This window comes from Streptomyces sp. SCSIO 75703, from assembly GCF_036607905.1.
Classification (GTDB): Bacteria; Actinomycetota; Actinomycetes; order Streptomycetales; family Streptomycetaceae; genus Streptomyces.
Genome location: NZ_CP144555.1, coordinates 4,103,263 through 4,128,056, shown reverse-complemented (window position 1 = coordinate 4,128,056; position 24,794 = coordinate 4,103,263). Strand labels below are relative to the sequence as shown.

Sequence of the window (24,794 nt, the reverse complement as noted above, 5' to 3'; positions counted from 1 at the left end):
CCGGGCCCAGCCGGGAGACCGTTGTGACGCTCAGCTGCGAACCTCTGAGGAGAAAGTGCTGTGACCGGGATCAAGACGACCGGCGAGAAGAAGATGATGTTCTTCTCCGGCCGCGCCCACCCCGAGCTTGCCGAGGAGGTCGCCCAGCAGTTGGGGGTCGGCGTCGTCCCGACGAAGGCGTTCGACTTCGCCAACGGCGAGATCTACGTGCGCTACCAGGAGTCGGCGCGGGGCGCGGACTGCTTCCTGATGCAGAGCCACACGGCTCCGATCAATAAGTGGATCATGGAGCAGCTCATCATGATCGACGCGCTCAAGCGCGCGTCGGCCCGCTCCATCACCGTCATCGTGCCCTTCTACGGCTACGCGCGGCAGGACAAGAAGCACCGCGGACGCGAGCCGATCTCGGCCCGTCTGATCGCCGATCTGATGAAGACGGCCGGCGCGGACCGCATCCTCACCGTCGACCTGCACACGGACCAGATCCAGGGCTTCTTCGACGGCCCGGTGGACCACCTGTTCGCGCTGCCGCTGCTGGCGGACTACGTGGGCGCCAAGGTCGACCGCTCCAAGCTGACGGTGGTCTCCCCGGACGCCGGCCGCGTGCGCGTGGCCGACCGCTGGTGCGACCGGCTCGGCGCCCCGCTGGCGATCGTGCACAAGCGGCGCGACAAGGACGTGGCGAACCAGGTGACCGTGCACGAGGTCGTCGGCCACGTGGACGGCCGGATCTGCGTGCTGGTGGACGACATGATCGACACCGGCGGCACCATCTGCGCCGCGGCGGACGCCCTGTTCGCGCACGGCGCGGAGGACGTCATCGTGACGGCCACGCACGGCGTGCTCTCCGGCCCGGCCGCGGACCGGCTGAAGAACTCCAAGGTGAGCGAGTTCGTCCTCACCGACACCCTGCCGACGCCGAACGAGCTGGAGCTGGACAAGATCACCGTGCTCCACATCGCCCCGACCATCGCGCGCGCGGTGCGCGAGGTGTTCGAGGACGGCTCGGTGACCAGCCTCTTCGACGAGCAGTAGGCACCACTCGTCGATCGTTTTGGGTACGGCCTCCCGCTCCGAGTAGACTGCCCGAGTTGCTCGGCGAGGGAGGCCGTACTCGTGTCCACGAGTCCGGCGGTCCGTAATCGACGCGCTCTTCGTAGCAGGCCGTTCGTGGCCGGGTGACCACGTCCGTTCCCGATTTCCTACGAGGAGTGATCATGGCTGACGTCACGCTGAGCGCCGAGCCCCGCACCGAGTTCGGCAAGGGCGCCGCCCGCCGCATCCGCCGCGAGAACAAGGTCCCCGGTGTCCTGTACGGGCACGGCACCGACCCGCTGCACCTGGCCCTGCCGGGCCACGACCTGCTGCTGGCGCTGCGCACCTCCAACGTCCTGATCGAGCTGGACATCGAGGGCCGCCCGAACCAGCTCGCCATCCCGAAGTCCGTGCAGCGCGACCCGATCAAGGGCTTCCTGGAGCACATCGACCTCCTGCTGGTCAAGCGCGGCGAGCAGGTCCAGGTCGAGATCCCGGTCGTCGCCGAGGGCGAACTCGCCCCGGGCGGCAACCTCCTGGAGTACGTCCTGTCGGCACTGCCGGTCGCGGCCGAGGCCACGGCCATCCCCGACCAGGTGACCGTCTCCATCGCGGGCCTCGCGGCCGGTGCCGCGGTCCTCGCCAAGGACATCCCCCTGCCGGAGGGCGTCACCCTCTCCGTCGAGGAGGACACCGTGGTGCTCCAGGTCCTGGCCGCCCAGGCCGAGGAGGCCGCGGAGGGCGAGGACGAGGGCGCCGAGGCCTGAGCCCGGACGCCATCGTTTCGTCGGCCGCTGCTCCCGTGCGGGGGCGGCGGCCGACGCCTATCCAAGGAGACACGCACGTGACGACCGACGCGGACGCCGTCTGGCTGGTGGCCGGACTCGGCAACCCGGGACCGGACTACGCCTCGAACCGGCACAACGTCGGTTTCATGGTGGCGGACCTGCTGGCGGAACGGATGGGGGCGAAGTTCAAGCGGCACGGCAAGGCCCAGGCCCAGGTGGTGGAGGGCCGCGTCGGCCCGCCCGGACCGGCCGGCCGCCGGGTGGTGCTGGCGAAGCCCATGTCGTACATGAACCTGTCGGGCGGGCCGGTGACGGCGCTGCGCGACTTCTACAAGGTGCCCGCCGGCCGCCTGATCGCCGTCCACGACGAACTGGACATCGACTACGGCGTGCTGCGGCTCAAGCTCGGCGGCGGCGACAACGGGCACAACGGGCTGAAGTCGCTCACCAAGTCCCTGGGGCCGGAGTACTTCCGGGTCCGGTTCGGCATCGGCCGTCCGCCGGGGCGCATGCCCGTGGCGGACTTCGTCCTGCGGGACTTCTCCGCGGCGGAGCGCAAGGAACTGGACTACTTCGTGGACCGCGCGGCGGACGCCGTGGAGTGCCTGGTGACCGAGGGACTGGAACGCGCGCAGAGCGCCTACAACTCCTGATCCCCGCCCGCCCCGTCCGCCGACGCCCAGCGGACGGGTTGACCGGCCGCGCAGGTATGGCCAATGATCCCGGCCATGCCTGCCTCCGCCGCGCGCTCCCGCCGGGCCCCCCGGCCCCCGCACCCGCTGCTGCACCACGGACGGATCGCGGCGATGGGCACCGTCACGGCGCTGCTCCTGATCGCGGGTGTGTGGGCGTCCTGGGGCTCCGCGCAGCACGTGATGCTGCCCCAGGGCCGCGAGCGCGGCACCGTCACCGTCACCGGCTGCGCCGACGGCGTCTGCGGCGGCCCCTACACCCCGCTGTCCCAGGGCTCGCGGCCCCGTGAGCGCGTCGTGGTCGAGGACTCCGGCGCCGTGGCCGAGGGCCGTACGTACACCGTGGTGGTGAAGCCGAGCAGCGACGAGGCGGTGCGCTCGGGTCCGGGCGGGCTGCTGCTGGCGTGGGTGCCGCTGGGCGGCGCCCTGCTGCTGGCCTCGGTGGTGGTCGCGGGCGGTCTGCGCCGCACGCGGCCCGCCTGGCTGATGGCGGGGGCGGGCGTCGCCCTGCTGACGGCGGCGTTCCTCGCGGCCTGAGCCGCCCGGCGCGGACGGGCCCTCCCGCGGCGGGCGCAGGGGCGACCGCCCCCGGGCGCGGGGCGCCGGGGGCGGCCGACGGCGGCCGGGTCAGCCGGTGTTGCGCAGTCCGGCGGCGACCCCGTTGACGGTGAGCAGCAGGGCCCGCGCGAGCAGCGGGTCCGGCTCCTGGCCCGCCGCGGCGGCCTCCCGCTGGCGGCCGAGCAGCGCCACCTGGAGGTAGGAGATCGGGTCCAGGTAGGCGTCACGGATGGCGAAGGTCTGCTTCAGCACCGGGTCGGCGTCGAGCAGTTCCTCCTCACCGGTCACCCGCAGGATCTCGACGACGGTCAGCTCGTGCTCGGCCCGGATGGTGTCGAAGACGTGCCGGAGGTCGTCCGGGACGAGCGTGTCGACGTAGTGGCCGGCGATGCGCAGATCGGTCTTGGCGAGGGTCATCTCCACGTTGGAGACGAAGTTCCGGAAGAAGTGCCACTGCTGGTACATCTCCTCCAGGACCGTGTCCAGCCCGGCCTCGCGCAGCGCCTTCAGCCCCGAGCCGACGCCGTACCAGCCGGGCACGATCTGCCGGGACTGGGTCCAGCCGAACACCCACGGGATGGCGCGCAGCCCGTCGAGTCCGGCGCCCGAGTCGGGGCGGCGCGAGGGCCGGGAGCCCAGGTGCAGGTCGGCGAGCTGGTCGACGGGGGTGGAGGCGAAGAAGTACGCCGGCAGGTCCGGGTCCTCCACCAGGCGGCGGTAGGCCGTGTGGGCCGCCTCGGAGACGGCGTCCATGGCGGCGTCCCAGCGGGCCAGGGCCTCCACGGACTGGCGGGGGGCGGTGTGCAGCGCGGACGCCTGGAGGGTCGCGGCGACCGTCAGCTCCAGGTTCTCCCGGGCGAGCGCCGGGATCAGGTACTTGTCGGAGATGACCTCGCCCTGCTCGGTGACCTTGATCTCGCCCTCCAGGGTGCCCCAGGGCTGGGCGAGGATCGCGTCGTGGGTGGGGCCGCCGCCGCGGCCGACGGTGCCGCCGCGGCCGTGGAAGAGGCGCAGGCGCACGCCGTAGCGGTGGGCGACGTCGCGCAGCCGGCGCTGGGCGCGGTGGATCTCCCACTGGCTGGTGGTGATGCCGCCGAACTTGGAGGAGTCGGAGTAGCCGAGCATGACCTCCTGGACGTCGCCGCGCAGGGCGACCAGACGCCGGTAGGAGGGGTCGGCGAGCAGGTCCTCCAGGATGGTGTCGGCGGCCTTCAGCTCGTCGGTGGTCTCCAGCAGCGGCACGATGCCGATCTTCGCCCAGCCGGCGTGCAGGTCGATCAGGCCGGCCTCGCGGGCGAGGACGGCGGCGGCGAAGACGTCGTCGGCGCCCTGGCACATGGAGATGACGTACGACTCGACGACCTCGGGTCCGAAGACCTCCAGGGCGCGGCGGACGGTCTGGAAGACGCCGAGGGTCTTCTCTCCGGCCTCGTCCACCGGCGCCGGGGTCGGGGCCAGCGGGCGGCGCGAGCGCAGTTCCTTGGCGAGCAGCTTGGTCCGGTAGTCGCGGGGCATGTCGGCGTAGCGCCACGACTCCTCGCCGAGCCGGTCGAAGAGCTGGCCGAGCGCGTGGTGGTGGGCGTCGGCGTGCTCGCGGACGTCCATCGTGGCGAGCTGGAGGCCGAAGGCGGCCAGGGTGCGGATGGTGCGGGCCAGGCGGCCATCGGCGAACAGACCCCCGCGGTGTTCGCGCAGCGACGTCTGGATGATGCGCAGGTCGTGCAGGAGCTGGGCGGTGCCGAGGTAGTCGTGGCCCTCCTCGTGCGGGGTGCCCGTGGCCAGGCGCCGCTTGGTGTTCTCCAGCTTCTGCCGGATGCAGGTGGCCTTGAGCCGGTAGGGCTCCTCGGCGTTGAGGCGCTTGTAGCGGGGGCTGATCTCGGGCAGCCGCTCCAGGTCGTCCTGGAGGGAGGTGAGCAGTTCCTCGGTGGCGCCGGTGTAGCGGATCGAGTTGGAGAGGAAGCCGCGCAGCTCGTCGATCATCTCCAGGGCGTCGTTGATGCCGTGCTCGTGCTGGAGGATCAGGACGTCCCAGGTGACCTGGGGGGTGACGTTCGGGTTGCCGTCGCGGTCGCCGCCGATCCAGGTGCCGAAGGTGAGCGGGCGGGTGTCGTCGGGGAGGGTGACGCCGGCGCGTTCGAGTTCGGCGGTCAGGTCCTCCAGGACGTCGCCGACGGCGCCGGCGTGGAGTTCGTCCAGGTAGTAGATGGCGTTGCGGGCCTCGTCGGCCGGTTCGGGGCGGACCACGCGGAGTTCGTCGGTCTGCCAGACCAGGTCGATGTTCTCGGCCAGCCGGATGTCCAGGCGGCGCCGGTCGGACGGGATGACCGGGGTGTCCAGGAGGGCGGCGACGCGGCGGAGCTTGTTGAGGACGGAGCGGCGGGCGGCCTCGGTGGGGTGGGCGGTGAAGACGGGCCGCACGTTGAGGTGGCGGACGGTCTCGCGCAGGTGCTCGGGGTCGGCGTCCTTCAGCCGGTCCGCGGTGCGGGCGAGCAGTCCGCCCTCGGCGGCGCGCCGGGCGCGCAGTTCACGGCCGCGGTGCACCTGCTCGGTGACGTTGGCGAGGTGGAAGTAGGTGGAGAAGGCGCGGACCAGCTTGGCCGCGGTCTCCAGCTCGGTCCCGCGCAGCAGCTCCGCGGCGGCTTCGCCGTCCTCCCGGGTGAGTCGGCGGACCTTCTCGACGAGGTCGAGCAGCTCGGGGCCCTCCTGGCGGACCAGGGTCTCCCCGAGGAGGTCGCCCAGCCTGCGGATGTCGGCCCGCAGGGCGCTGCCGGTCGTCGTGGTCTGGTCGTCGGCACTGCTCACAGGTGCGGCTCCTTGCAGTGATCGAAGGTGCGTCGCCCGGGTGGCTCGCCGTGGGGAGCGGTTCCGGGCGACGGGTGGGATCGTCTGGGAGGGACCCGGACGGCGTCACGCGCGGCGGGCGCCGCTTACGGGGCGGACGTCCGGGAAGACATCAGAACGGACCGCGCTGTCCGACCGGGTTCCAGGATAGGTGCCGGGGGGACGCGCGGGTTCTCGGGCTCTTGCCGCGGGGCGACGCGCTGCCATACTTACGTCGCCGTAGGTTACGGAACCGTAGGGATGCGGCGCAGCGGTCCCGAGCCCGGCATCGGCCACCCATCCTCGACCCCACAGGGGACCTGCATGACCACGCGCTCCGATGTGATCCCAGAGCCTTCGAAGACACCCGACGGCACCCCCGCGGCCACCGCCACCCTGGGTGGCGAGCAGAAGCGGTCGATCGAGCAGATCTCGCTGCTGCTCTTCATCATCGTCCCGTTCCTCGCGCTGGTGGCGGCGGTGCCGCTGGCCTGGGGATGGGGCGTGAGCTGGCTGGACCTGGGCCTGATGGTCTTCTTCTACTTCCTGGGCTGCCACGGCATCACGATCGGCTTCCACCGGCACTTCACCCACGGCTCCTTCAAGGCGAAGCGGCCGCTGAAGATCGCGCTGGCCATCGCCGGCTCGATGGCGGTCGAGGGGCCGCTGGTCCGCTGGGTCGCCGACCACCGCAAGCACCACAAGTTCTCCGACGCCGAGGGCGACCCCCACTCGCCGTGGCGGTACGGGGAGACGGTCCCGGCGCTGCTCAAGGGCCTGTGGTGGGCCCACGTCGCCTGGATGTTCGACGAGGAGCAGACCCCGCAGGACAAGTACGCCCCCGACCTGATCAAGGACCCGGCGCTGCGGGCGGTCTCCCGCCAGTTCGTGCTGTGGACGGCGGTCTCCCTCGCGCTGCCGGCGCTGATCGGCGGCCTGGTCACCATGTCGTGGTGGGGTGCCTTCACCGGCTTCTTCTGGGGGTCCCTCGTTCGGGTGGCTTTGCTGCACCACGTCACGTGGTCGATCAACTCGATCTGCCACGCGGTGGGCAAGCGGCCGTTCAAGTCGCGGGACCGCTCGGGCAACGTGTGGTGGCTGGCGGTCCTGTCCTGCGGCGAGTCCTGGCACAACCTGCACCACGCCGACCCGACCTCCGCGCGGCACGGTGTGGAGCGCGGCCAGATCGACTCCAGCGCCCGGCTGATCCGCTGGTTCGAACGGCTGGGTTGGGCGTACGACGTGCGCTGGCCGTCGCGCGCGCGTATCGATGCGCGCCGCCACGCGGGCGGAGGCGGCTCCCGCCGGAGGAGGGAAACCGCCGAGGCGGCATGATGGGCGCCGTGGCGACCGACTCGAGCACCCCCAGCAACGACAAGCCGCGGCGTGCGCGCCGCACCCGCATGACCGGTGCGGAGCGCCGCCAGCAACTGCTGGAGATCGGTCGCACCCTCTTCGCCGCGAAGGGCTTCGAGGGCACCTCGGTGGAGGAGATCGCGGCGAAGGCCGGGGTGTCCAAGCCGGTGGTGTACGAGCACTTCGGTGGCAAGGAGGGCCTGTACGCGGTGGTCGTGGACCGCGAGATGCGGCGGCTGCTGGACATGGTGACCGGCTCGCTGACGGCCGGCCATCCGCGCGAGCTGTGCGAACAGGCCGCCTTCGCGCTCCTCGACTACATCGAGGAGTACACGGACGGCTTCCGCATCCTGGTCCGCGACTCCCCCATCCCGCAGTCCACCGGCTCCTTCGCCTCGCTGATCTCGGACATCGCCACGCAGGTGGAGGACATCCTGGGCCGCGAGTTCAAGAACCGCGGCTTCGACGCCAAGCTGGCCCCGCTGTACGCGCAGGCGCTGGTGGGCATGGTGGCGCTGACCGGCCAGTGGTGGCTGGACGTGCGCCGCCCGAAGAAGGCGGAGGTGGCGGCCCACCTCGTCAACCTCGCCTGGCACGGCCTCGACGGCCTCGAACCCCGCCCCCGCCTGATCGGCCACCGCAAGGCGTAGCCGCTGCGCGACGGCCGTCACCACGAGGGCGCCGCCGGCCCCGGCGGTCACCGCTCCTTGCGGGCGACGGCGAAGACGCGGCGGAAGGGGAACGGGGTGCCGTGCGGGCCCGCCGGGTAGGCGGTGCGCAGCGCGGCGCCGTACTCGGCGAGGAAGGCGTCCCGCGCCTCCGGGTCGTCCGCGAGGGCGGTGAGGACGGGCCGCAGCCCGGTCCCCGAGACCCAGTCCAGGACGGGGTCCTCGCCGGGCAGCAGGTGGAGGTACGTCGTCTCCCACACGTCGGCCGCGCACCCCTCGGCGGTGAGGGCCGCGAGGTACTCGGCGGGGGTGTGGACGGCGTCGCCGTGGCGCAGGACGCCGCCGAGCCGGTCCCGCCACCGGGGAGCGGCGGCGAGTTCGCGCATCAGGCGGTGGCTGGGGGCGTCGAAGTTGCCGGGCACCTGGAAGGCGAGCACGCCGCCGGGGGCGAGGGCGGCGATCCACGCCGGGAGGCGTCCGGCGTGGCCGGGCACCCACTGGAGGGCGGCGTTGCTGGCGATCAGGTCGTGGGGCCCGTCCGGTGTCCAGGTGGCGATGTCCGCGGCGGCGAAGTCCACGCTGCCGCCGCCCGGGGTGGGCCCGGCGTGCGCGCGGGCCCGTTCCAGCATCGCGGCGGAGGTGTCGTACCCGGTGACGCGGGCGGCGGGCCAGCGGTCGGCGAGGCGGGCGGTGAGGGCGCCGGGGCCGCAGCCGAGGTCCGCGACGCGGGGCCGGTCCGAGGGCAGGTCCGGGACGCGGGCGAGGAGGTCGGCGAACGGGCGGGCGCGGGGCCCGGCGTGGCGCAGGTAGCGGGCGGGGTCCCAGTCGGCGGACATGAGGCGCCTCCGGAGGGGAAGACCGTAGGGGCGGGTGTACCCAGCCTCACCGGAGGGATCTCTCGATGTCAAGACAGTCGACATCAAGAGACTTCACGTCGACACAACCACTACACTGATCGTCATGGAGGACGAGGTCGATCGGCTGGTCGCAGCGTGGCGCCGGGAGCGCCCGGACCTCGACGTGGAACCGCTGGAGGTGCTGAGCCGGGTCAGCCGGCTCGCCCGGCACCTGGACCGCGCGCGTCGGCTGGCATTCGCCGAGCACCACCTGGAGCCCTGGGAGTTCGACGTCCTGACGGCGCTGCGCCGCGCGGGCACCCCCTACCAGCTCTCCCCGGGGCAACTGCTCACCCAGACCCTGGTCACCTCGGGCACGATGACCAACCGCATCGACCGCCTGGCCAAGAAGGGCCTGGTGGAGCGGCTGCCGGACCCGAACGACCGGCGCGGCGTGCTGGTCCGCCTCACCGACGAGGGCCGGGACCGCGCCGACCAGGCGCTGGCGGGGCTGCTGGACCAGGAGCGGGCCATCCTCGCCGAACTGTCCCACACCCAGCGCGGCGAACTGGCCGGCCTGCTGCGGCGGCTCACCGGCCCCTTCGACAACATCCCCGGCTGAGCGGACCGCGCCCGCGCTCAGGCGCTGTTGCTCTCCTCCGGACCCATCCGCCCGTCGGGCCCCAGGTCCACCGGACCGACCCCGGCCCGCCGGGCCAGGGCGACCGCGGCGAGGGTGGAGTGGACGCCCAGCTTGCCGAGGACGTTCTGCATGTGGGTGCGCACAGTGTGCGGGGAGAGGTACAGCCGCTCGGCGACCGCCTTGCGCCCGAGCCCGGCGACCATGCACCGCAGCACCTCCCGCTCGCGCGGGGTCAGCGACTCCACCAGCCGCTCGCTCTCGGTGCGGTGCTTGCGGGCGGCGGTCAGTTCGCGCAGCACGCCGGTCAGCAGCGCGGGCGGCAGGTGCGTCTCGTCGCGCAGCACGCCCCGGATGACGCTGAGCAGCCGGGACAGGGAGCAGTCCTTGGCCACCCAGCCGCAGGCGCCCGCCTGGAGCGCGAGGGCCGCGCGCCGCGGGTCGTCCCGCTCGGCGAGGACCACGCTCCGCACCCCGGGCTGCGCCGAGCGCACGCCGGCGACCAGCGAGATGCCGTCCACCATCCCCTCCGCGTCGCCCTCGCGCACGGAGACCGCCGGACGGGCGCCGGGCGGCCGGCCGCCGAGGTCGGCGTCGACGAGCAGCACGTCGAACCGGCGGCCGTCGGCCGCGGCCCGCTCCAGGCACCGCAGCGCCGCCGGACCGCTGCCGGCCGCGAAGACCTCGACGTCCGGCTCGGCGGCCAGGGCCGCGGCGAGCGACTCGGCGAAGATGCGGTGGTCGTCCACGACCAGGACTCGGACTCGAACCACGAAACCCCCCTTCCCCAGGCTCCCGAGGAGCAAGGGGAGACCATCACCGGAAGACGCCACCGCACGGGTACGGCGCCCGCGGCCCCCGTGTCCGTCGATGCGCTGGTGTCCGGGGTCGGGTCGCCGCGGTCCGCACGGCCACGGCCGTCCAGTAACCGCTACCCCCGACCCGGGTGCCGTACCCGGCCGAACCGCCCCCTGATCGGCACCGGCCCCCCGCCGGTGCTGCCCCTCAGAGTACGGGCGGGGGCCCCGCGCGGTGGGGGATTCGCCGAACTGACGGCCCGGTGCGCCCAGGGTCCTTCGTGTGGATCAGGCCGGATCAGGGGCCCCGCGAGCCCGGCGTGGCCCAAACGGAGGCCCTAGGGTGAGCCGCATGTTCCGGCTCGTGACAGAAGTGGACAGGACACGGCGCGAACTCCTGCGCACCCGCCTGCGGGACGCCGACACCTCCGCCTCGGCGGCGCTCCGTTCGCTGCGCGGCACCGAGCAGGAACGCGACAGCCCGCTGCACGTGTGGGCCCTGGACGGCACCGGCGCCCTCGCCGGCGGACTGGTCGGCCACACCTGGGCGACCTGGCTGCACGTCACCTACCTGTGGGTGGACGGCCGGTACCGGGGCGCGGGGCTCGGCAGCCGCCTGCTGGCCGAGGCGGAGCACACGGCCGGCGCCCAGCGCGGCTGCGCCGCCGCCCGGGTGGAGACCTGGGACTTCCAGGCCCCCGGCTTCTACCGCGCCCACGGCTACCGCGTGGTCTGCGAGATCCCGGACTACCCCCCGGGCATCACGGAATACACCCTCCTCAAACGCCTCCCCTGACCTGCGCTCACGACCCGAACCGGGGCAACTCGGCGGGAAACTCGCGCGCTTCCTCACACTCGGCCATCCCGTAGGCATGCCGGGCGAGCTGATAGGCGAAGTCGGTCATCGGCTGCGCCAGCTCCGCCCCGGTGGCCTCACCCCCCTCGGGGACGTACACCTCCGACTCGACGACGATCGCGGACTCCTTGGAGTCGTGGTACGAGGGTGCCCCTCGGGGAGTGCAACGCACATATATGGCCCCGGTGACGTACTCCTCGTCGTACTGGGCCAGCGCCTCCACCTCGCCGGCAGAAGTACGGACGACCGTCCGGTCACCGGTGCTCTTCTCATAGTCGGCAAGCCATTCCGCCGCGGAGAAGGGACGAATCTGCACCCTCCCCTGGAGGGACGCCTCGTCACTGGTGACAACTCGACAGGAGAAAGTGAAGCGTTCCCCCGACCCTCTACGCCGCGCCCCGTCCTCTGCCGACCTCGCCGACGGCAGCACCCTGACCGCGAGTTCCCGGTCGACCGCTCCTCCGCACACCTTCGCGGGCAGGCGCTCCAGCCCTTTGGTGAAGATCTGTACGTACCCGAACCAGCAGGCGAGCCCCAGCGCGCAGAAGATCGCCAGACTCAGCACGAACCCCTTTGCCGTATACAGACCCGCGCGCTCCACCGGTACCTCATCCACGCGGACGCTCCCTCGTACTGCTCAGGGCCTCGCTACTGGCGTCCCAGCCATCGGTGACGGCTTCACGAATCAGAGCGCTTGTTCCATCGCGGGGGAAATCGAGCTTGTAGTGGTCAATAACTTCTTCCGCCGCCCACAGAGTCTGTTGGGTGGCGGAGTCACGAGCATCGTAAAGATCTCCCGCGCTATGGTAGAGAGCCTCGTCTCGTGTGCCGTCCAGCTTCTGCCCCTCGATGACCCGATCAACAACTCCGCCCACGATGGCGCCCACTCCCCCGCCGATCACGGAACCCATGACCTCCCCGCCGAGCCGCTCGGGAAGCTTGACACCGGCAAGGCCGATGGCCGCCCAGGACTTGGCGAATTCGCCCTTTTCCTTCAAGGCGTCGTTGTATTCCTTCTCCCCCGCAACAGCGGCCCGGACCTCACTGTCCGCGACCGAGTGGGCGACAGTCCCTTCGAGCATTCCCACGTTCTTGCCAATACTCTCAAGAACCCTGTCAGGGGAACCATCAAACAGAGTCGGGTCGGTCAGATGTGCCTCGATGAGACTGCTGGTGTAGATGGTCTCACCCAAAATGATTCCTGCCCTTCCCGACGGGTCCTCAGCCACTACCGAGAGGAACCTGATGACGTCCTCGACTTTCTTCAGCCCATCAGGAGCGGAACTGTCCGTGAGGAAGATTGCATCCGATCCCTTTCCGGCGATTTTTTGGCTGATCTCCGGCATGTAGGCGGCAGCCATGGTGCCAAGACTGTCGCCCATCTTCTTCACCAGATCGCGGTCCGCCCCAGGTACCGCCACCGCATGCATGACGTTGTTCATGATCTCCACCTGAGCCTCGCTGTGCGGCGGTGCCATGACGCCGATGTCGCCTCGGGCGACGCCGGTGACGGCGCTCTCCAGGGCTTGGCCGAGGGACTCCGCCCGGTCGGTGTACTTGACCGTGGCGAGCAGGTGGTCGAGGTCCGGCGAGGACGCGAAGGCGTGCACGGCCGCCTCGGGGTTGTGCGAGAGACCGGCGAACAGCCCCTCCAGCGGGTCACGGCCGTCACCGTCACCGAAGACCAGGTCCACGGTGTCGTACCCCTTGACCCACAGGTCGTTGGTGTTCGAGTCGCCGGCCGCCTTGTCCGCCTTGAAGAGCTGCTTGCGGTAGTCGTCGAGGAACTCGGTGTCGAACCGCCCCTCTCGGAGCAGACTGCTGATCACCCGGGCACCCAGGGCGCCGACGGGCAGGGGTGAGCCCGACGCCCGGAAGTTGGTGTTGCGTTCGGCGATGAGGTCCTTCTTCCAGTCCCTCATGGCATCCGAGTCCGAGAAGGACGCGGTGGCCAGGGTCAGCCCCAACTTCGTCTGGAGATCCTTCATCGTCTCGAGATCCGCGTTCCGGGCACCGGCGTGGGTGTAGGCCATCTCGGTCCAGAACCGGAGGGTTCCCTTGGCGCCCAGACGCTTGGCGAACTGCTCGGCGAACAAGGGGTCGTCCTGGTAGCGGCCCATGGTCTTGTTGAAGGCGGCGATGTCCTCCAGCGTCATGCCGGACGGGTCCTTGGCCATCTCCGCCAGCTTCTCGGCGGCGGCGACGGCCTTGGCCGCCTCGTCCCGGTCCGCGTAGGAGGCGTCGGAAAAGCCGTACTTGGCCTGGTCGACGAGAAGCCTCAGCACCTGCGCGGCACTGGTGTCGCTCCGTGTCGCCTTGGTCAGGATGCCCTGGATCTCCTCGCGGAAGGCGTCGACCACCTGCTGATCCGTCGCCCCGGTCTCTCCGCTGGGGTCGGCCGCCCAGTCGGGCCGGGTGTTCGCGACCACGGTGAACGTGCCGCCACCGGTGTCGGACACGGTCAGGCTCTGCTGGTGGGCCCGTGCGATCGCGTCGTTGAGCTGGGTGCGGTAGCCGACGAGTTCGTCGTGGGTATCGCGGAGGATCTTGGCGATGGAGTCGGCCTGCGTGTGCGCGTCGGCGAATTCCGCGGCGGTCCTGGTGATGAACTCACGGCTGACGGCGGCGTTGACACCTGCCCATTTGGCCTTGAGGGACTTGGCGTTGAGGTTGTCCTCGGCGTCCTTCTTGAGGTCGGCGAGGTTCTTCGTCATCTGTTCCCAGTCGGTGACCGCTTCTCCGAGCTTGGTGAAGTCGGTGTGGCACAGCGTGTCCAGGTCCATCGCCGTCAGTCCCCCTTCCGGGTGTCGAATCCCTCGTCCAGTACGGAGATGCTGCTGACCACGCCGCGGATGTAGGCATCGTCGGACGCATGCTGGACGCCGGTCCGGCGCAGGTGGTTGGCGATGTGGGCGCAGGCGTCCAGGAGCGTCTTGGTCTGCTCGCCCCAGCGCTCCGTCACGTGGTCGAGCGCGCCGCCCAAGGCGAAGCCCTCACCCTTGAGTCCGCCCGCGGCCGCCTCGGAGGCGACGCGCGCGTGCCCGCTGTACGCCGTGAAGTCGTCGAAGAGGTCGTGGGCCGCCTTGCCGACCGCTTCGAGATCCTTGTGGCCCACCACCAGGTCCCCCTGGGTGCCGTCACCCCCCTGGTCGGCCGGGTACTGGTTGAGCCGCATCCGGGTGGGTTGCCGATCGGCCGCCCGGGCCTTCAGCTCTTCCCACTCGTCCCATGCCATGGATGTCTTCCCCCTGTGTACGACGGCGCACCGTCGGTCACCACGGCGCGGCTTCGCACCTACCGTCGCCGGTCGCGGGTTCACGGGGCCTGGGCGCCGCCCTCGGGCACCCGGGCAGCGCCGCGGCCGGCGCGTCTCACGTCAGGCGGCGTGCGCCCGGGGACGGGGTGGCTTCGAAGAGGCGGGGGGCGGGGAGGGCGGCGGTGGCGAAGGCGGCGCGGACCGCGTCGCCGACCGGGGCCGCCGCCGCCTCCTCGACCAGGACGATCGCCGCGCCGCCGAAGCCACCGCCGGTCATCCGGGCGCCCAGGGCGCCCGCGCCGACGGCGGTGTCGACGACGAGGTCGAGTTCCGGGCAGGAGACGCGGAAGTCGTCCCGCAGGGAGGCGTGGCCCTCGGTCAGGACCGGGCCGATGGCACGGACGTCGCCGGACTCCAGCAGGGCGACGACGCGCTCGACGCGCCGGTCCTCGGTGACGACGTGCCGGACCAGCCGGCGCACCTCCTCCTCGTCGCCCAGCTCGGCCAGCGCCTCGTCGAGCCGCGCGTGGTCCACGTCGCGCAGCGCGTCGACGCCGAGCAGGGCGGCGCCCTTCTCGCAGCCGGCCCGGCGCCTGCCGTACTCGCCCTCGCTGTGGGAGTGCTTCACGCGGGTGTCGACGACGAGCAGGCGCAGTCCCTCGGCCGCCGGGTCGAAGGGGATCTGGCGCTGGGAGAGGTCGCGGGTGTCGAGGAAGAGGGCGTGGCCGTCCCGGCAGCAGGCCGACGCCGTCTGGTCCATGATGCCGACCGGGGCGCCGACGTAGACGTTCTCCGCGCGCTGGCAGAGCCGGGCCAGTTGCCGGCCGCGCAGGCCGAGGGAGTACAGGTCGTTCAGCGCGAGGGCCACGACGATCTCCAGCGCCGCCGACGAGGACAGGCCCGCGCCGGAGGGGACCGTGGAGGACAGGTGGACGTCGGCGCCGGTCACCGCGTGCCCGGCCTCGCGCAGTGCCCAGACCACGCCCGCCGGGTACGCGGTCCAGGACCGGTCGGTGCCGGGGGCGAGGTCGGCCACGCGCAGGGTGACGGGGTCGCCGCCGATGTCGGCGGAGTGCACGCGCAGCACGCCGTCCTCGCGCCGGGAGACCGCGGCGACCGCCGTGTGCGGCAGGGCGAAGGGCATGACGAAACCGTCGTTGTAGTCGGTGTGCTCGCCGATGAGGTTGACCCGGCCCGGCGCGGCCCACACCCCCTCCGGCGCGCTCCCGTACCACCGCGTGAACCGCTCGGCGACCGCCTCGCTCATGCCCTGTCCCCTGATCCCTCGTCCGTTACCTCGCGCGCCGCTGCGCGAACTCCCAGGCGTCCGCGACGATCCCGGTGAGGTCCGCGCGGGACGGGCGCCAGCCCAGCTTCTCGCGGGCCGAGCCGGCCGACGCCACCAGGGTGGCCGGGTCGCCGCCGCGGCGGGGGGCGACGACCTCCGGGATCGGGTGGCCCGTCACCCGGCGTACGGTCTCGACGACTTCGCGGACGGAGAAGCCGTTGCCGTTGCCCAGGTTGCAGATGAGGTGTTCGCCGGGGACGGCCGCGTCCAGGGCGAGCAGGTGGGCCTCGGCCAGGTCGGCGACGTGGATGTAGTCGCGCACGCAGGTGCCGTCGGGCGTCGGGTAGTCGTCGCCGAAGACGGAGATCGCCTCGCGGCGGCCCTGGGCGACCTGGAGGACCAGCGGGATCAGGTGCGACTCGGGGTCGTGCCGCTCGCCGTACTCGCCGTAGGCGCCGGCGACGTTGAAGTAGCGCAGGGAGACCGCGCCGAGGCCGTGGGCCGCCGCCTCGCCGGTGATCATGTGGTCGACGGCGAGCTTGGAGGCGCCGTAGGGGTTGGTGGGGCGCGTGGGGGCGGTCTCGACGATCGGCACCTGCTCGGGCTCGCCGTAGGTGGCGGCGGTGGAGGAGAAGACGAGCCGGCGCACGCCCGCGCCGCGCATCGCGTCGAGCAGCGCCATGGTGCCGCCGACGTTGTTGTCCCAGTACTTCTCGGGCTTCACCACCGACTCGCCGACCTGCGAGAACGCGGCGAAGTGCAGGACGCCGCCGAAGGAGGGGTCGAGCCACTTCGCGGCGTCGCGGATGTCGCCCTCGATGAAGGTGGCGCCCGCCGGCACGCCCTCGCGAAAGCCGGTCGACAGGTTGTCGAGGACGACCACCTCGTGGCCGGCCTCCAGCAGGTGCTGGGCGACCACACTGCCCACATACCCCGCGCCACCCGTGACCAGGTACTTCCCACTCATGAACTCGCTACCTCCCGCAGACGTTCGGCCGCGCGCTCCGGTGGCACGTCGTTGATGAAGACGTCCATGCCGGATTCGGAGCCCGCGAGGAACTTCAGCTTGCCGGACGTACGGCGAATGGTAAAAAGCTCGAGGTGCAGCGCGAAGTCGTCGCGGCTCACCCCGGCCCCCGCCGCGGCCCGCACGCCGGACCCGAAGGGGGCCTGGTGCCAGGCGGCGATGTACGGGGTGGGCGGCTCGCCGGGGCCGAAGATCCGGTCGAAGCGCCGCAGCAGTTCCAGGTAGACCCGGGGGAACTCGGCCCGCGCGGCCTCGTCCAGCCCGAGCAGGTCGGGCACCCGCCGCCTCGGGTAGAGGTGCGCCTCGTAGGGCCAGTGCGCCGCGTACGGCACGAAGGCCACCCAGTGCTCGCCCTCCAGGACGATCCGCTCGCCGGCCAGTTCCCCGGCGAGGACCGCGTCGAAGAGGTTCTCCCCGCCGGTCGCCTCCTTGTGCCCGGCGAGGGAGCGGAGGGTGCGGGCGGTGCGCGGGGTGGTGAAGGGGTAGGCGTAGATCTGCCCGTGCGGGTGGCCGAGGGTCACGCCGATCTCGGGGCCGCGGTTCTCGAAGCAGAACACCTGGGTGACGGAGGGCAGATGGGACAGCTCCGCGGTGCGGTCGGTCCAGGCGTCGAGGACCAGGCGGGCCTGCGGTTCGCTCAGGTCGGCGAAGGAGGCGTGGTGGTCGGGGGTGAAGCAGACGACCTCGCAGCGGCCAAAGTCGCCGGCCAGCGAGGGGAAGCGGTTCTCGAAGACCACCACGTCGTAGGAGGAGTCGGGGATCTCGCTCGGCCGCCCGTCCCGCGAGGGGCACAGGGGGCAGGCGTCGGCGGGCGGGTGGTAGGTGCGGCCCTGGCGGTGCGAGGCGATGGCGACCCGGTCGCCGCGGAGCGGGTCGGCGCGGATCTCGGAGGTGGTGACCGTCGGCGCCGGCGGGCGGCGGTCGGCCGCGTCGCGGACGGTGTCGTCGCGCAGGTCGTAGTAGACGAGCTCACGACCGTCGGCCAGCCGGGTCGAGGTCTTCTTCACTGCCGCACTCCTCCGCTACGCCCGCACCCACACCCAATCACCCAACACAATCAAACATAACAGCTCACACGTCACCAGACCTCACCGCTCATCACAATCAAACAAAGAGCACCATGGGGTGTTCATTTTTTGAACACCACGGCGTAGGTTCCGGTGCGGATCAGTTCGCGCGCAACGAAGCGAGTGCTCATGCAAACCCCCACAGATCCGGCCGTCCTGGCCGCCGGGCTTCGACTCCCCACCAACTGGCTCGACTACACGATCCTCGGCATCTACTTCGTCGTGGTCCTCGGCATCGGCCTGGCGGCCCGCCGCTCGGTCCGCACGAGCCTGGACTTCTTCCTGTCCGGCCGCTCCCTGCCCGCGTGGGTCACCGGCCTGGCCTTCATCGCCGCCAACCTGGGCGCCACCGAGATCCTCGGCATGGCCGCCAACAGCGCGCAGTACGGCGTCTACACCACCCACTGGTACTGGATCGGCGCCATCCCCGCGATGGTCTTCCTCGGCCTGGTGATGATGCCCTTCTACTACGGCTCGAAGGTCCGCTCCGTCCCCGAGTTCCTGCTGCTGCGCTTCGACAGGGCGGCGCACCTGCTCAGCTCGGTCCTGTTCGCCTTCGCCGCGGTCCTCATCGCCGGGGTGAACCTCTACGCCCTGGCGATCGTCGTCGAGGCCCTGCTCGGCTGGCCGGAGTGGGTGGCCATCGTGGTCGCCGGCTTCTTCGTCCTCGCCTACATCACCCTGGGCGGCCTCTCCTCGGCGATCTACAACGAGGTGCTCCAGTTCTTCGTGATCATGGCCGCCCTCATCCCCATCACGGTCCTCGGCCTGAAGAAGGTCGGCGGCTGGGACGGGCTCTCCGGCTCCCTCACCCGCTCACACGGCGCGGACTTCATGACCTCGTGGGGCGGCACCGGCATCGGCAGCGCCAACCCGCTGGGCGCCAACTGGCTGACCATCGTGCTCGGCCTCGGCTTCGTGCTCTCCTTCGGCTACTGGACGACGAACTTCGCCGAGGTGCAGCGCGCCCTGTCGGCGAAGAACCTCTCGGCCGCCCAGCGGACGCCGCTGATCGCCGCGTTCCCGAAGATCTTCATCGTCTTCCTGGTGATGATCCCCGGCCTGGTCGCCGCCGTCCTCGTCCCGAAGATCGGCACCGCCGGCTCCGACCTCCAGTACAACGACGCGATCCCCTACCTCATGCAGCAACTGCTGCCCAACGGCGTCCTCGGCATCGCGGTGACCGGTCTGCTGGCCGCCTTCATGGCGGGCATGGCGGCCAACATCTCGTCCTTCAACACCGTCTTCACCACGGACATCTGGGCGAGGTACGTGGTGCCGGACCGGGAGGACGGCTACTACGTGCGCTTCGGCCGCCTGATCACCGTGATCGGCGTCCTCGCCTCCATCGGCACGGCCTTCCTGGCCTCGTCGTTCTCGAACATCATGGCCTACCTCCAGACGCTGTTCTCCTTCTTCAACGTGCCGATGTTCGTGGTCTTCATCATCGGCATGTTCTGGAAGCGGGCGTCCATGAAGTCCGGCTTCTGGGGGCTGCTCGCGGGCACCACGGCCGCGATGGTGAACTACTTCGTCGTCTACAAGCAGGGCATCATCGGCATCCCCTCCGACCAGGGCGCCAACTTCGTCTCCGCCATCGCCGGTTTCGTGGCCGGCGCGGTCGTCATGGTCGCCGTCTCCCTCTTCACCGAGCCCAAGCCGGTCACGGAACTCCAGGGCCTGGTCTACGGCACCCGCTCCCCCGGCCTGGCCGAACCGCCCGCCCACGGCGACGACGCCTGGTACCGCAAGCCGGCCCTGCTGGGCTGGGGCGCGGTCGTCCTGGCCGCCGCCTGCTACATCCCGTTCTCGTTCTGAACGCGGGAGGATTGAGAGAACATGTCCGACCCCCACTCCGACCGGAACGTCCAGCGGGAGGTCTCCGCACTGGAGGCCGAGTCCGCCACGGCCGCGCGGCTCTTCGACATCCGGCGCATCATCGGCGGCCTCTTCGTGGTCTACGGCGTCATCGTGACGATCGCGGGCCTCGTCGCCTCCGACGCCGAACTGGACAAGGCCCAGGGCGTGAACATCAACCTGTGGACCGGCCTGGGCATGCTCCTGCTCGGCCTCTTCTTCCTCGCCTGGCTGAGACTGCGCCCCACGGTCCCGCCGCCCCCCGCGCGGGAGGACGCGGGCGAGGACGCGTAGCCCCGGGCCGCGTACGGCGGCGGGGGCGGGACCGGGGTGTCCGCCCGCGGTGGCAGGCCGGGCGGCGCGGGCCGACGGGGGACCGGCCGCCGCCGGTCCGCCCACCGGCAGTCGGACGCCCCCGGCACGGCCCGGCGCGGGATCACTCCCCCGCCACCCGGTCCAGCAGCCCGGTCCGCGCCGCCAGCGCCGCCGCCTCCAGCCGCGACCCCACCCCCAGCTTCATCAGCACCCGCTGCACGTGCGTCCGCGCGGTCGACGGCGCGATGCCCATGCCCGCCGCGATCACCCGGGTGTCCTCGCCGTCGGCGACGCGGACCAGCACCTCCACCTCCCGCGGCGTGAGCATCCGCAGCAGCCGCTGCCCCTCGTCGTCCGGCTGGGCCGCGGGGTTCAGCAGTTCCCCGAACGCGCCCTGGAGCAGCGCCGGAGCCACCGCCACCTCCCCGGCCCGCGCCTTCATGATCGCCCGCTCGACGCCCTCGATCCGCTCGTCGTGCCGGACGTACCCCAGGGCCCCGGCGGCGAAGGCCGCGGCGATCCCGCGCGGGCTCGGCACCGGGCCGAGCACCAGCACCGCCACCTGCGGACGCTCCCGCTTGATCCGCACCACCGGATCGAAGGTCCCCGGCTCGGCCGGCGCCGCCGTGCCCAGCAGGCACACCTCGGGCGCCCGGCTGATCACCAGATCCGCCGCGCCCGCGGCCGGCGCCGCCGCGGCGAGCACCCGGTGCCCCCGCAGTTTCAGTGCCGAGGCCAGCGCCTCGGCGAGCAATCGGTGATCGTCGACCACCATGAGCCGCACACCCATCGGCCATCCCCCCAGTCCCCCCGGCACGGACGGCGAAGCCCCCTCCCGGCTCCCCGTCCTCCGGCCCGCCCTTCGCCTGCCCCCGGAAGCTACACGCTGCGACGACGTCGCGCTGCCCCTCCCGGCACAAACAGCCCGGATCGCGGGAAACGACGGCGCGACGGCCCCGCCCCCCGGATGGGGGACGGGGCCGTCGGACCGCCGGGCCGGGTGCGCGCGCCGGCCGGTCAGCCGCCGGTGCCGAAGGCGATGGCCAGGTACTCCCGGCCGGAGCCGCCGGACCGTGAGCTGGCGAACACCTGGGACATGTACAGCCGCCCATCGGAGTAGAGGAACTCGGCGTAGTCGGGGGACATGCTCGTCTCCGCGTCCCGGACCGACTCGGTCGCCGGGTTCTCCAGCAGCGTGGTCTGCTCGAAGGACGCGCCGTCGATGCTGACGACCTGCCCGCCCTTGTCGTACGGAGGACGCTTGTACGCGATCACGTTCGCGCCGTCCATGCGCAGCGGGATGATCGTGTAGCCCTCGCCGGCGTCGGCGCGCTGGCCGGTCTGCTTGCCGCTGGCGAGGTCGAAGGCGACGACCTCGTTGGTACGGCTGTAGCCCTTGCCGTCGCCCTCGTGCTCCTCGGTCGGGATGTAGAGCCGGTCCTCGCCCACGGCCAGGCCGGTGCAGTGCTCGATCTTGGTGATCGTGTCGCAGCGGGCGGCGAACTCGGCACCCGGCGCGGAGATGCGGGTGCGCAGCTCGCCGGTCTTGTTGTCGATGGAGAAGAAGTCGGAGATGCCGCTGCCGTCGCCGGCGGAGTCGCCCACGTCGGCGGCGACGACCAGCGGATCGGTGGAGACGATGCCCGCGTACTCGATGCCCTTGGACATCTTGTACTCCGAGACCACCTTGCCGGACGTGGCGTCGAGGGTCTGGATGTGGAGCTGCCGGGCGCTGTAGCTGCCGCACTTGCGGACCGCGACCAGCTTGGCACCGCCGCCGTATCCCGCGTCGTAGCAGGAGTCGGTGGGCTTGGGGGACCACAGGACGGTGCCCTTGGCCAGGTCCCAGGCGACGCCGCCGCTGGTGCTGCCGGCGGCGACGGTACCGCCGCTGACCGTCACGTTGGAGAAGTTGATCGGCCGGTCACCGGCCTTGGCGGACTTGTTCCACACCTCCTTGCCCGTGTCGAGGTCGATCACGGCGACCTGGCTGCACCCGTGGGAGCGCTCGGTCTTGGTGGGCATGGCGGGCTGGTGGACGACGACGGCCTTGCCGTCGTCGCTGGTGTGCGGGCTCGCGGCGCACACGGGCCCGGCGAGCGGGAGCGTCCACAGCTTGCTGCCCTTGACCGGGTCGTAGCCCACGACCTCGGCGACACCGCTCTTGGCGTACACCTTGTCGGTGAGCCAGGAGCCGGTGACGACGATGGTGCTGTCCTCCTTGCTGACGGCGGGGGACGGCACCTGGAAGAGGACCTTCGCGGAGGGGTCGGAGGGCGCCTTCTCCTTCCCCCCGGCGCTGCCGCCGGAGGCGTCGGCGCCGCCCTTGGCGTTGGTGCCGCCGCCGGTGTCGCCGGTGGCGGTGGTGTCCTTGCCGCCGCCGTCCCTGCCGGAGTACCAGACGCCGCCGCCGATGATGAGCCCGATGGCCACGACCGCGGAGACGATGATGGCCAACTGGGTGTTGCGCGCCTTGCGGTTGCCGCCCGTGGGGGCCGCCGGGGACTGCATCGGCATGGTCGCCGCCTGCTGCGGATAGCCGTGACCGGGCACGGTGGGCGGCTGCCCTCCGTACGAGCCGGGCTGCGGCGGGCCGTAGGGGCTCGGCGGGCCGGGGTAGCCGTAGCCCGGCTGGGGCTGCGGCGGGGTCTGCGGGTACCCGTACCCGGGCTGCGGCGGGCCGGCCGGCGGGACCGGGGGCCCGGCCGGGGCCGGCGGCGGCGAGGCGGGCGGGGCCGGTGCCTGCGGCTCCGGCTTCTTGTCGAGGCTCGGCGGGCTCCCCGCGGGCGGCGTCGGCGGCTGCGCGGGCGGCTGGTCCCGCGGCGGGCCGAACCCGCCCTCCGGCGGGGGCTGGTGGGGCGGCGGAGGCGGCTGGGTCATGACGTGGTCACCTTCGGGGACGGGGGCGGGACGACGGGAACGGCCGAGCGGGGCAGCCTACTTGCCGTAGGCCAGCATCAGCTTCTCCTTGGCGTCGTCGTTCCCGGTGAGGCGGGTGGTGGAGAGGTAGAAGCGCCCGTCGACCCAGTCGATGTCCTTGGAGTAGAAGCCGTTCTCGATACGGGCCGTGTGCTGCGGGTTCTGGAGCAGCTTCGCGGGCTTGTGGTCACCGGAGCCCGTGGCGATGGCCACGACCTGGCCGCCGGCGTCGTAGGAGGGGCGCACGTAGGCGACGAGCTTGCCGCCCTCGGCCTTGAGCGGGGTCATGTTCTGCGCGACGGGGGACTTCACCCGCCACTTCTCCTTGCCGTCGCCGAGGCCGATCGCGACGACCTCGTTGGCGCCGGTGGCCGCCTTGGTCGGCAGGTAGAGGGTGTCGTCCGCGACGACCACGCCGGAGCAGCCCTGCAGGTCGCGTTCGAGGATCGCCCAGCCGCAGTCGGGGGCGAACTCCTCGTCGACCGCGACCTGGGACTGGACCCGGCCGCCCGAGGTGAAGGCGGCGATGTTCCAGACCTTCTTGTCCTCGTGGGTGGCGTAGACGACGAGCGGGCTGACCGAGTAGGCGCGGCTCACCCGCCAGCCCTTGTCGTACTTGTAGGTCCACCGGACCTTGCCGGTCTTCGGGTCGAGGCCCTGGAGCTCGTCGTGCGCGTTGTCGCCGCCGGCGCCGCAGGAGGCGACCTGGACCAGCGAGCCCTCGGCGCCGGCGAACCCGGCGGGGAAGCAGGAGTCGTCGTACCGCTTCTTGTCGTAGAGCTTGTCGCCGCTGGTGACGTCGTAGGCGGTGCCGGACTGCGAGCGGCCCACCATCAGGGTGTCGCCGCTCAGGGTGAGTTCGATGGAGAGGGCCGAGTCGAACAGCTCGCCGTCGGCGACCTTCTGCGACCAGCCCTTCTCGCCGGTGGCGAGGTCGATCTCCTGGAGCTGGTTGCACTTGGCGCGGCTGCTGGAGCCGCTCATGTAGGCGACGACGATCTTGTCGGCGGCGGTCTTCTCCGGGGTGACCGCGCAGATCTTCTCCGGGAAGGAGACCGGCTCCCAGGCGGGCTTGCCGTCGGCCACGTCGTACGCGAGGACCTGCTTGTACGCGGCCTTCACCGCGGCCTTGCCGGTGATCCACATCCCGGGGGCCTCGGCGCCCGAACCGGGCGCGTCCGGCGCCTCCTTGTACCAGAGCACCTTGGACTCGCCGGCCTGGCGGCCCTCGTTGAGGTCCTCGGCCCCGTCGTCGCCGTCGCCGCGGCCGTCCCCCGTGTCGACGGGGGCGCCGCCGGAGGCGGAGGGCTCGGGTGCCTCGCTCTGCTGGGCGACCGGCTTCTTCTCCGGGCTGTCGCCCCCGTTGCCGGTGACCGCCCACACGGTGCCGCCGATCACTGCCAGGCCCACGGCGGCGGCGCCTATCGCCAGCGCCGGCCTGCCCTTGAACGGGTTGCGGGACCCGCCGGGCGGCGGGGCACCGGGGGCCGGCGGCTGCGGATGGCCCCACCCGGGCTGCCCGTAGGGGCCCGGCTGCTGGGGCTGTCCGTAGGGGCCGGGGGCGTACGGGCCGGGCTGCTGCGGGTACCCGTACCCGGGCTGCGGCGGGCCCGCCGGGGGCGGCGGCGTCTGGGGCGGACCCTGCGGCGGGGGCGGGGCCGGCGCGCCGAAGCCGCCGGACGGCGGCGGGGCCGGCGGCGTCTGCGGCGGGCCGAAGCCTCCGGACGGCGGTGGGTCCTGCGGCGCTCCGAAGCCGCCGGACGGCGGCTGGCTGGGCGGCTGCGTCATCAGCGCGTTCCCCCTTAGTACTCACTGATTTCCCGCCACGCCCTGAGGTACGCGCTCGCCCCCAGAGTCGTCTACCGGCAGTCACTCGGACATTTCTCCGATGACTCTTTCTATCACCAGGCCCGGACGGCACACCGGGCCGCGTCCACCCCTGTTCCCAAGGGAGGACCGGCCCGTGATGCCTCTGTTACGCGCCTTCACGCCCCCTTCACGCGCCGCGCGCCCGGCGCT

Annotated in this window: 22 protein-coding genes; 10 read left to right on the top strand and 12 right to left on the bottom strand. The window is 71.9% G+C overall.

The features are described 5' to 3' along the window. Positions 1-60 precede the first annotated feature (60 nt). From VM636_RS18200 to VM636_RS18185, 4 genes are all read left to right on the top strand, one after another. Complete coding sequence (locus VM636_RS18200) at positions 61-1,035, top strand: ribose-phosphate diphosphokinase (protein WP_030419595.1); 975 nt, start codon at positions 61-63, stop codon at positions 1,033-1,035. A 182-nt stretch (positions 1,036-1,217) separates the two neighbouring features. Continuing rightward, complete coding sequence (locus VM636_RS18195; RefSeq protein WP_030419596.1) at positions 1,218-1,802, top strand: 50S ribosomal protein L25/general stress protein Ctc; 585 nt, start codon at positions 1,218-1,220, stop codon at positions 1,800-1,802. Positions 1,803-1,879: 77 nt separating this feature from the next. Then, on the top strand, positions 1,880-2,476 hold the full coding sequence (gene pth, locus VM636_RS18190) for an aminoacyl-tRNA hydrolase (RefSeq protein ID WP_030419597.1): 597 nt from the start codon (positions 1,880-1,882) through the stop codon (positions 2,474-2,476). A 63-nt stretch (positions 2,477-2,539) separates the two neighbouring features. Then, entirely contained in the window at positions 2,540-3,052 is a 513-nt protein-coding gene (locus tag VM636_RS18185; protein WP_030419598.1) for a hypothetical protein, read from the top strand. Between the two features lie 90 nt (positions 3,053-3,142). On the opposite strand, the gene ppc is transcribed toward VM636_RS18185, so the two are convergent. Beyond that, positions 3,143-5,875: a phosphoenolpyruvate carboxylase gene (ppc, locus tag VM636_RS18180; protein WP_053914150.1), complete on the bottom strand. Its 2,733-nt coding sequence runs from the start codon at positions 5,873-5,875 to the stop codon at positions 3,143-3,145. Between the two features lie 342 nt (positions 5,876-6,217). Here ppc and VM636_RS18175 point away from each other — a divergent pair, with 342 nt between their 5' ends. Then, positions 6,218-7,228, top strand: a complete 1,011-nt coding sequence (locus tag VM636_RS18175; protein WP_030419600.1) for a fatty acid desaturase — start codon at positions 6,218-6,220, stop codon at positions 7,226-7,228. After that, positions 7,225-7,899, top strand: a complete 675-nt coding sequence (locus VM636_RS18170; protein WP_030419601.1) for a TetR/AcrR family transcriptional regulator — start codon at positions 7,225-7,227, stop codon at positions 7,897-7,899. Before VM636_RS18175 ends, VM636_RS18170 begins: the two co-directional genes overlap by 4 nt. 47 nt (positions 7,900-7,946) lie before the next feature. On the opposite strand, the gene VM636_RS18165 is transcribed toward VM636_RS18170, so the two are convergent. Continuing rightward, positions 7,947-8,753, bottom strand: a complete 807-nt coding sequence (locus tag VM636_RS18165; RefSeq protein ID WP_053914149.1) for a trans-aconitate 2-methyltransferase — start codon at positions 8,751-8,753, stop codon at positions 7,947-7,949. 124 nt (positions 8,754-8,877) lie between these two features. Between VM636_RS18165 and VM636_RS18160 the strand changes: the two genes are divergently transcribed. Then, complete coding sequence (locus VM636_RS18160; protein WP_030419603.1) at positions 8,878-9,375, top strand: MarR family transcriptional regulator; 498 nt, start codon at positions 8,878-8,880, stop codon at positions 9,373-9,375. Positions 9,376-9,392: 17 nt separating this feature from the next. Here the strand turns inward: VM636_RS18160 and VM636_RS18155 are convergent, their stop codons facing one another. Continuing rightward, positions 9,393-10,166, bottom strand: a complete 774-nt coding sequence (locus VM636_RS18155; protein WP_037857887.1) for a response regulator transcription factor — start codon at positions 10,164-10,166, stop codon at positions 9,393-9,395. Positions 10,167-10,542: 376 nt separating this feature from the next. On the opposite strand from VM636_RS18155, the gene VM636_RS18150 reads away from it, so the two are divergent. Next, positions 10,543-10,986 (top strand): N-acetyltransferase, encoded by a 444-nt coding sequence (locus tag VM636_RS18150; protein ID WP_030419605.1) that lies wholly within the window; start codon positions 10,543-10,545, stop codon positions 10,984-10,986. A 7-nt stretch (positions 10,987-10,993) separates the two neighbouring features. Here the strand turns inward: VM636_RS18150 and VM636_RS18145 are convergent, their stop codons facing one another. The 6 genes from VM636_RS18145 to galT all read right to left on the bottom strand — a co-directional run bounded on the left by VM636_RS18145 (position 10,994) and on the right by galT (position 17,624). Beyond that, positions 10,994-11,662 (bottom strand): hypothetical protein, encoded by a 669-nt coding sequence (locus VM636_RS18145; RefSeq protein ID WP_030419606.1) that lies wholly within the window; start codon positions 11,660-11,662, stop codon positions 10,994-10,996. Beyond that, the gene (locus VM636_RS18140) at positions 11,655-13,829 is read right to left on the bottom strand and encodes a hypothetical protein (RefSeq protein ID WP_053914148.1); all 2,175 of its coding nucleotides are present in this window, start codon (positions 13,827-13,829) and stop codon (positions 11,655-11,657) included. Before VM636_RS18140 ends, VM636_RS18145 begins: the two co-directional genes overlap by 8 nt. 5 nt (positions 13,830-13,834) lie before the next feature. Beyond that, positions 13,835-14,281 carry a hypothetical protein gene (locus tag VM636_RS18135; RefSeq protein ID WP_053914147.1) on the bottom strand — a complete coding sequence of 149 codons (447 nt, stop codon included), beginning with the start codon at positions 14,279-14,281 and terminating at the stop codon, positions 13,835-13,837. Positions 14,282-14,417: 136 nt separating this feature from the next. Further along, the gene (galK, locus tag VM636_RS18130) at positions 14,418-15,569 is read right to left on the bottom strand and encodes a galactokinase (RefSeq protein ID WP_030419609.1); all 1,152 of its coding nucleotides are present in this window, start codon (positions 15,567-15,569) and stop codon (positions 14,418-14,420) included. Positions 15,570-15,594: 25 nt separating this feature from the next. Next, a complete protein-coding gene (gene galE / locus VM636_RS18125) occupies positions 15,595-16,557 on the bottom strand; it encodes a UDP-glucose 4-epimerase GalE (protein WP_030419610.1) in 963 nt (320 codons plus the stop codon). Further along, positions 16,554-17,624: a galactose-1-phosphate uridylyltransferase gene (galT, locus tag VM636_RS18120; protein ID WP_030419611.1), complete on the bottom strand. Its 1,071-nt coding sequence runs from the start codon at positions 17,622-17,624 to the stop codon at positions 16,554-16,556. Before galT ends, galE begins: the two co-directional genes overlap by 4 nt. 189 nt (positions 17,625-17,813) lie before the next feature. On the opposite strand from galT, the gene VM636_RS18115 reads away from it, so the two are divergent. Both VM636_RS18115 and VM636_RS18110 read left to right on the top strand, forming a co-directional pair. Continuing rightward, a complete protein-coding gene (locus VM636_RS18115; RefSeq protein WP_030419612.1) occupies positions 17,814-19,502 on the top strand; it encodes a sodium:solute symporter family protein in 1,689 nt (562 codons plus the stop codon). 21 nt (positions 19,503-19,523) lie between these two features. Next, on the top strand, positions 19,524-19,835 hold the full coding sequence (locus VM636_RS18110) for a hypothetical protein (RefSeq protein WP_053914144.1): 312 nt from the start codon (positions 19,524-19,526) through the stop codon (positions 19,833-19,835). A 142-nt stretch (positions 19,836-19,977) separates the two neighbouring features. Here VM636_RS18110 and VM636_RS18105 read toward each other — a convergent pair whose 3' ends face one another. The 3 genes from VM636_RS18105 to VM636_RS18095 form a co-directional block, all read right to left on the bottom strand. Beyond that, positions 19,978-20,646, bottom strand: a complete 669-nt coding sequence (locus VM636_RS18105) for a LuxR C-terminal-related transcriptional regulator (protein ID WP_030419614.1) — start codon at positions 20,644-20,646, stop codon at positions 19,978-19,980. 227 nt (positions 20,647-20,873) lie between these two features. Further along, complete coding sequence (locus VM636_RS18100; protein ID WP_030419615.1) at positions 20,874-22,736, bottom strand: PQQ-binding-like beta-propeller repeat protein; 1,863 nt, start codon at positions 22,734-22,736, stop codon at positions 20,874-20,876. 57 nt (positions 22,737-22,793) lie between these two features. Beyond that, positions 22,794-24,563 (bottom strand): PQQ-binding-like beta-propeller repeat protein, encoded by a 1,770-nt coding sequence (locus VM636_RS18095; RefSeq protein ID WP_030419616.1) that lies wholly within the window; start codon positions 24,561-24,563, stop codon positions 22,794-22,796. Positions 24,564-24,794 lie beyond the last annotated feature (231 nt).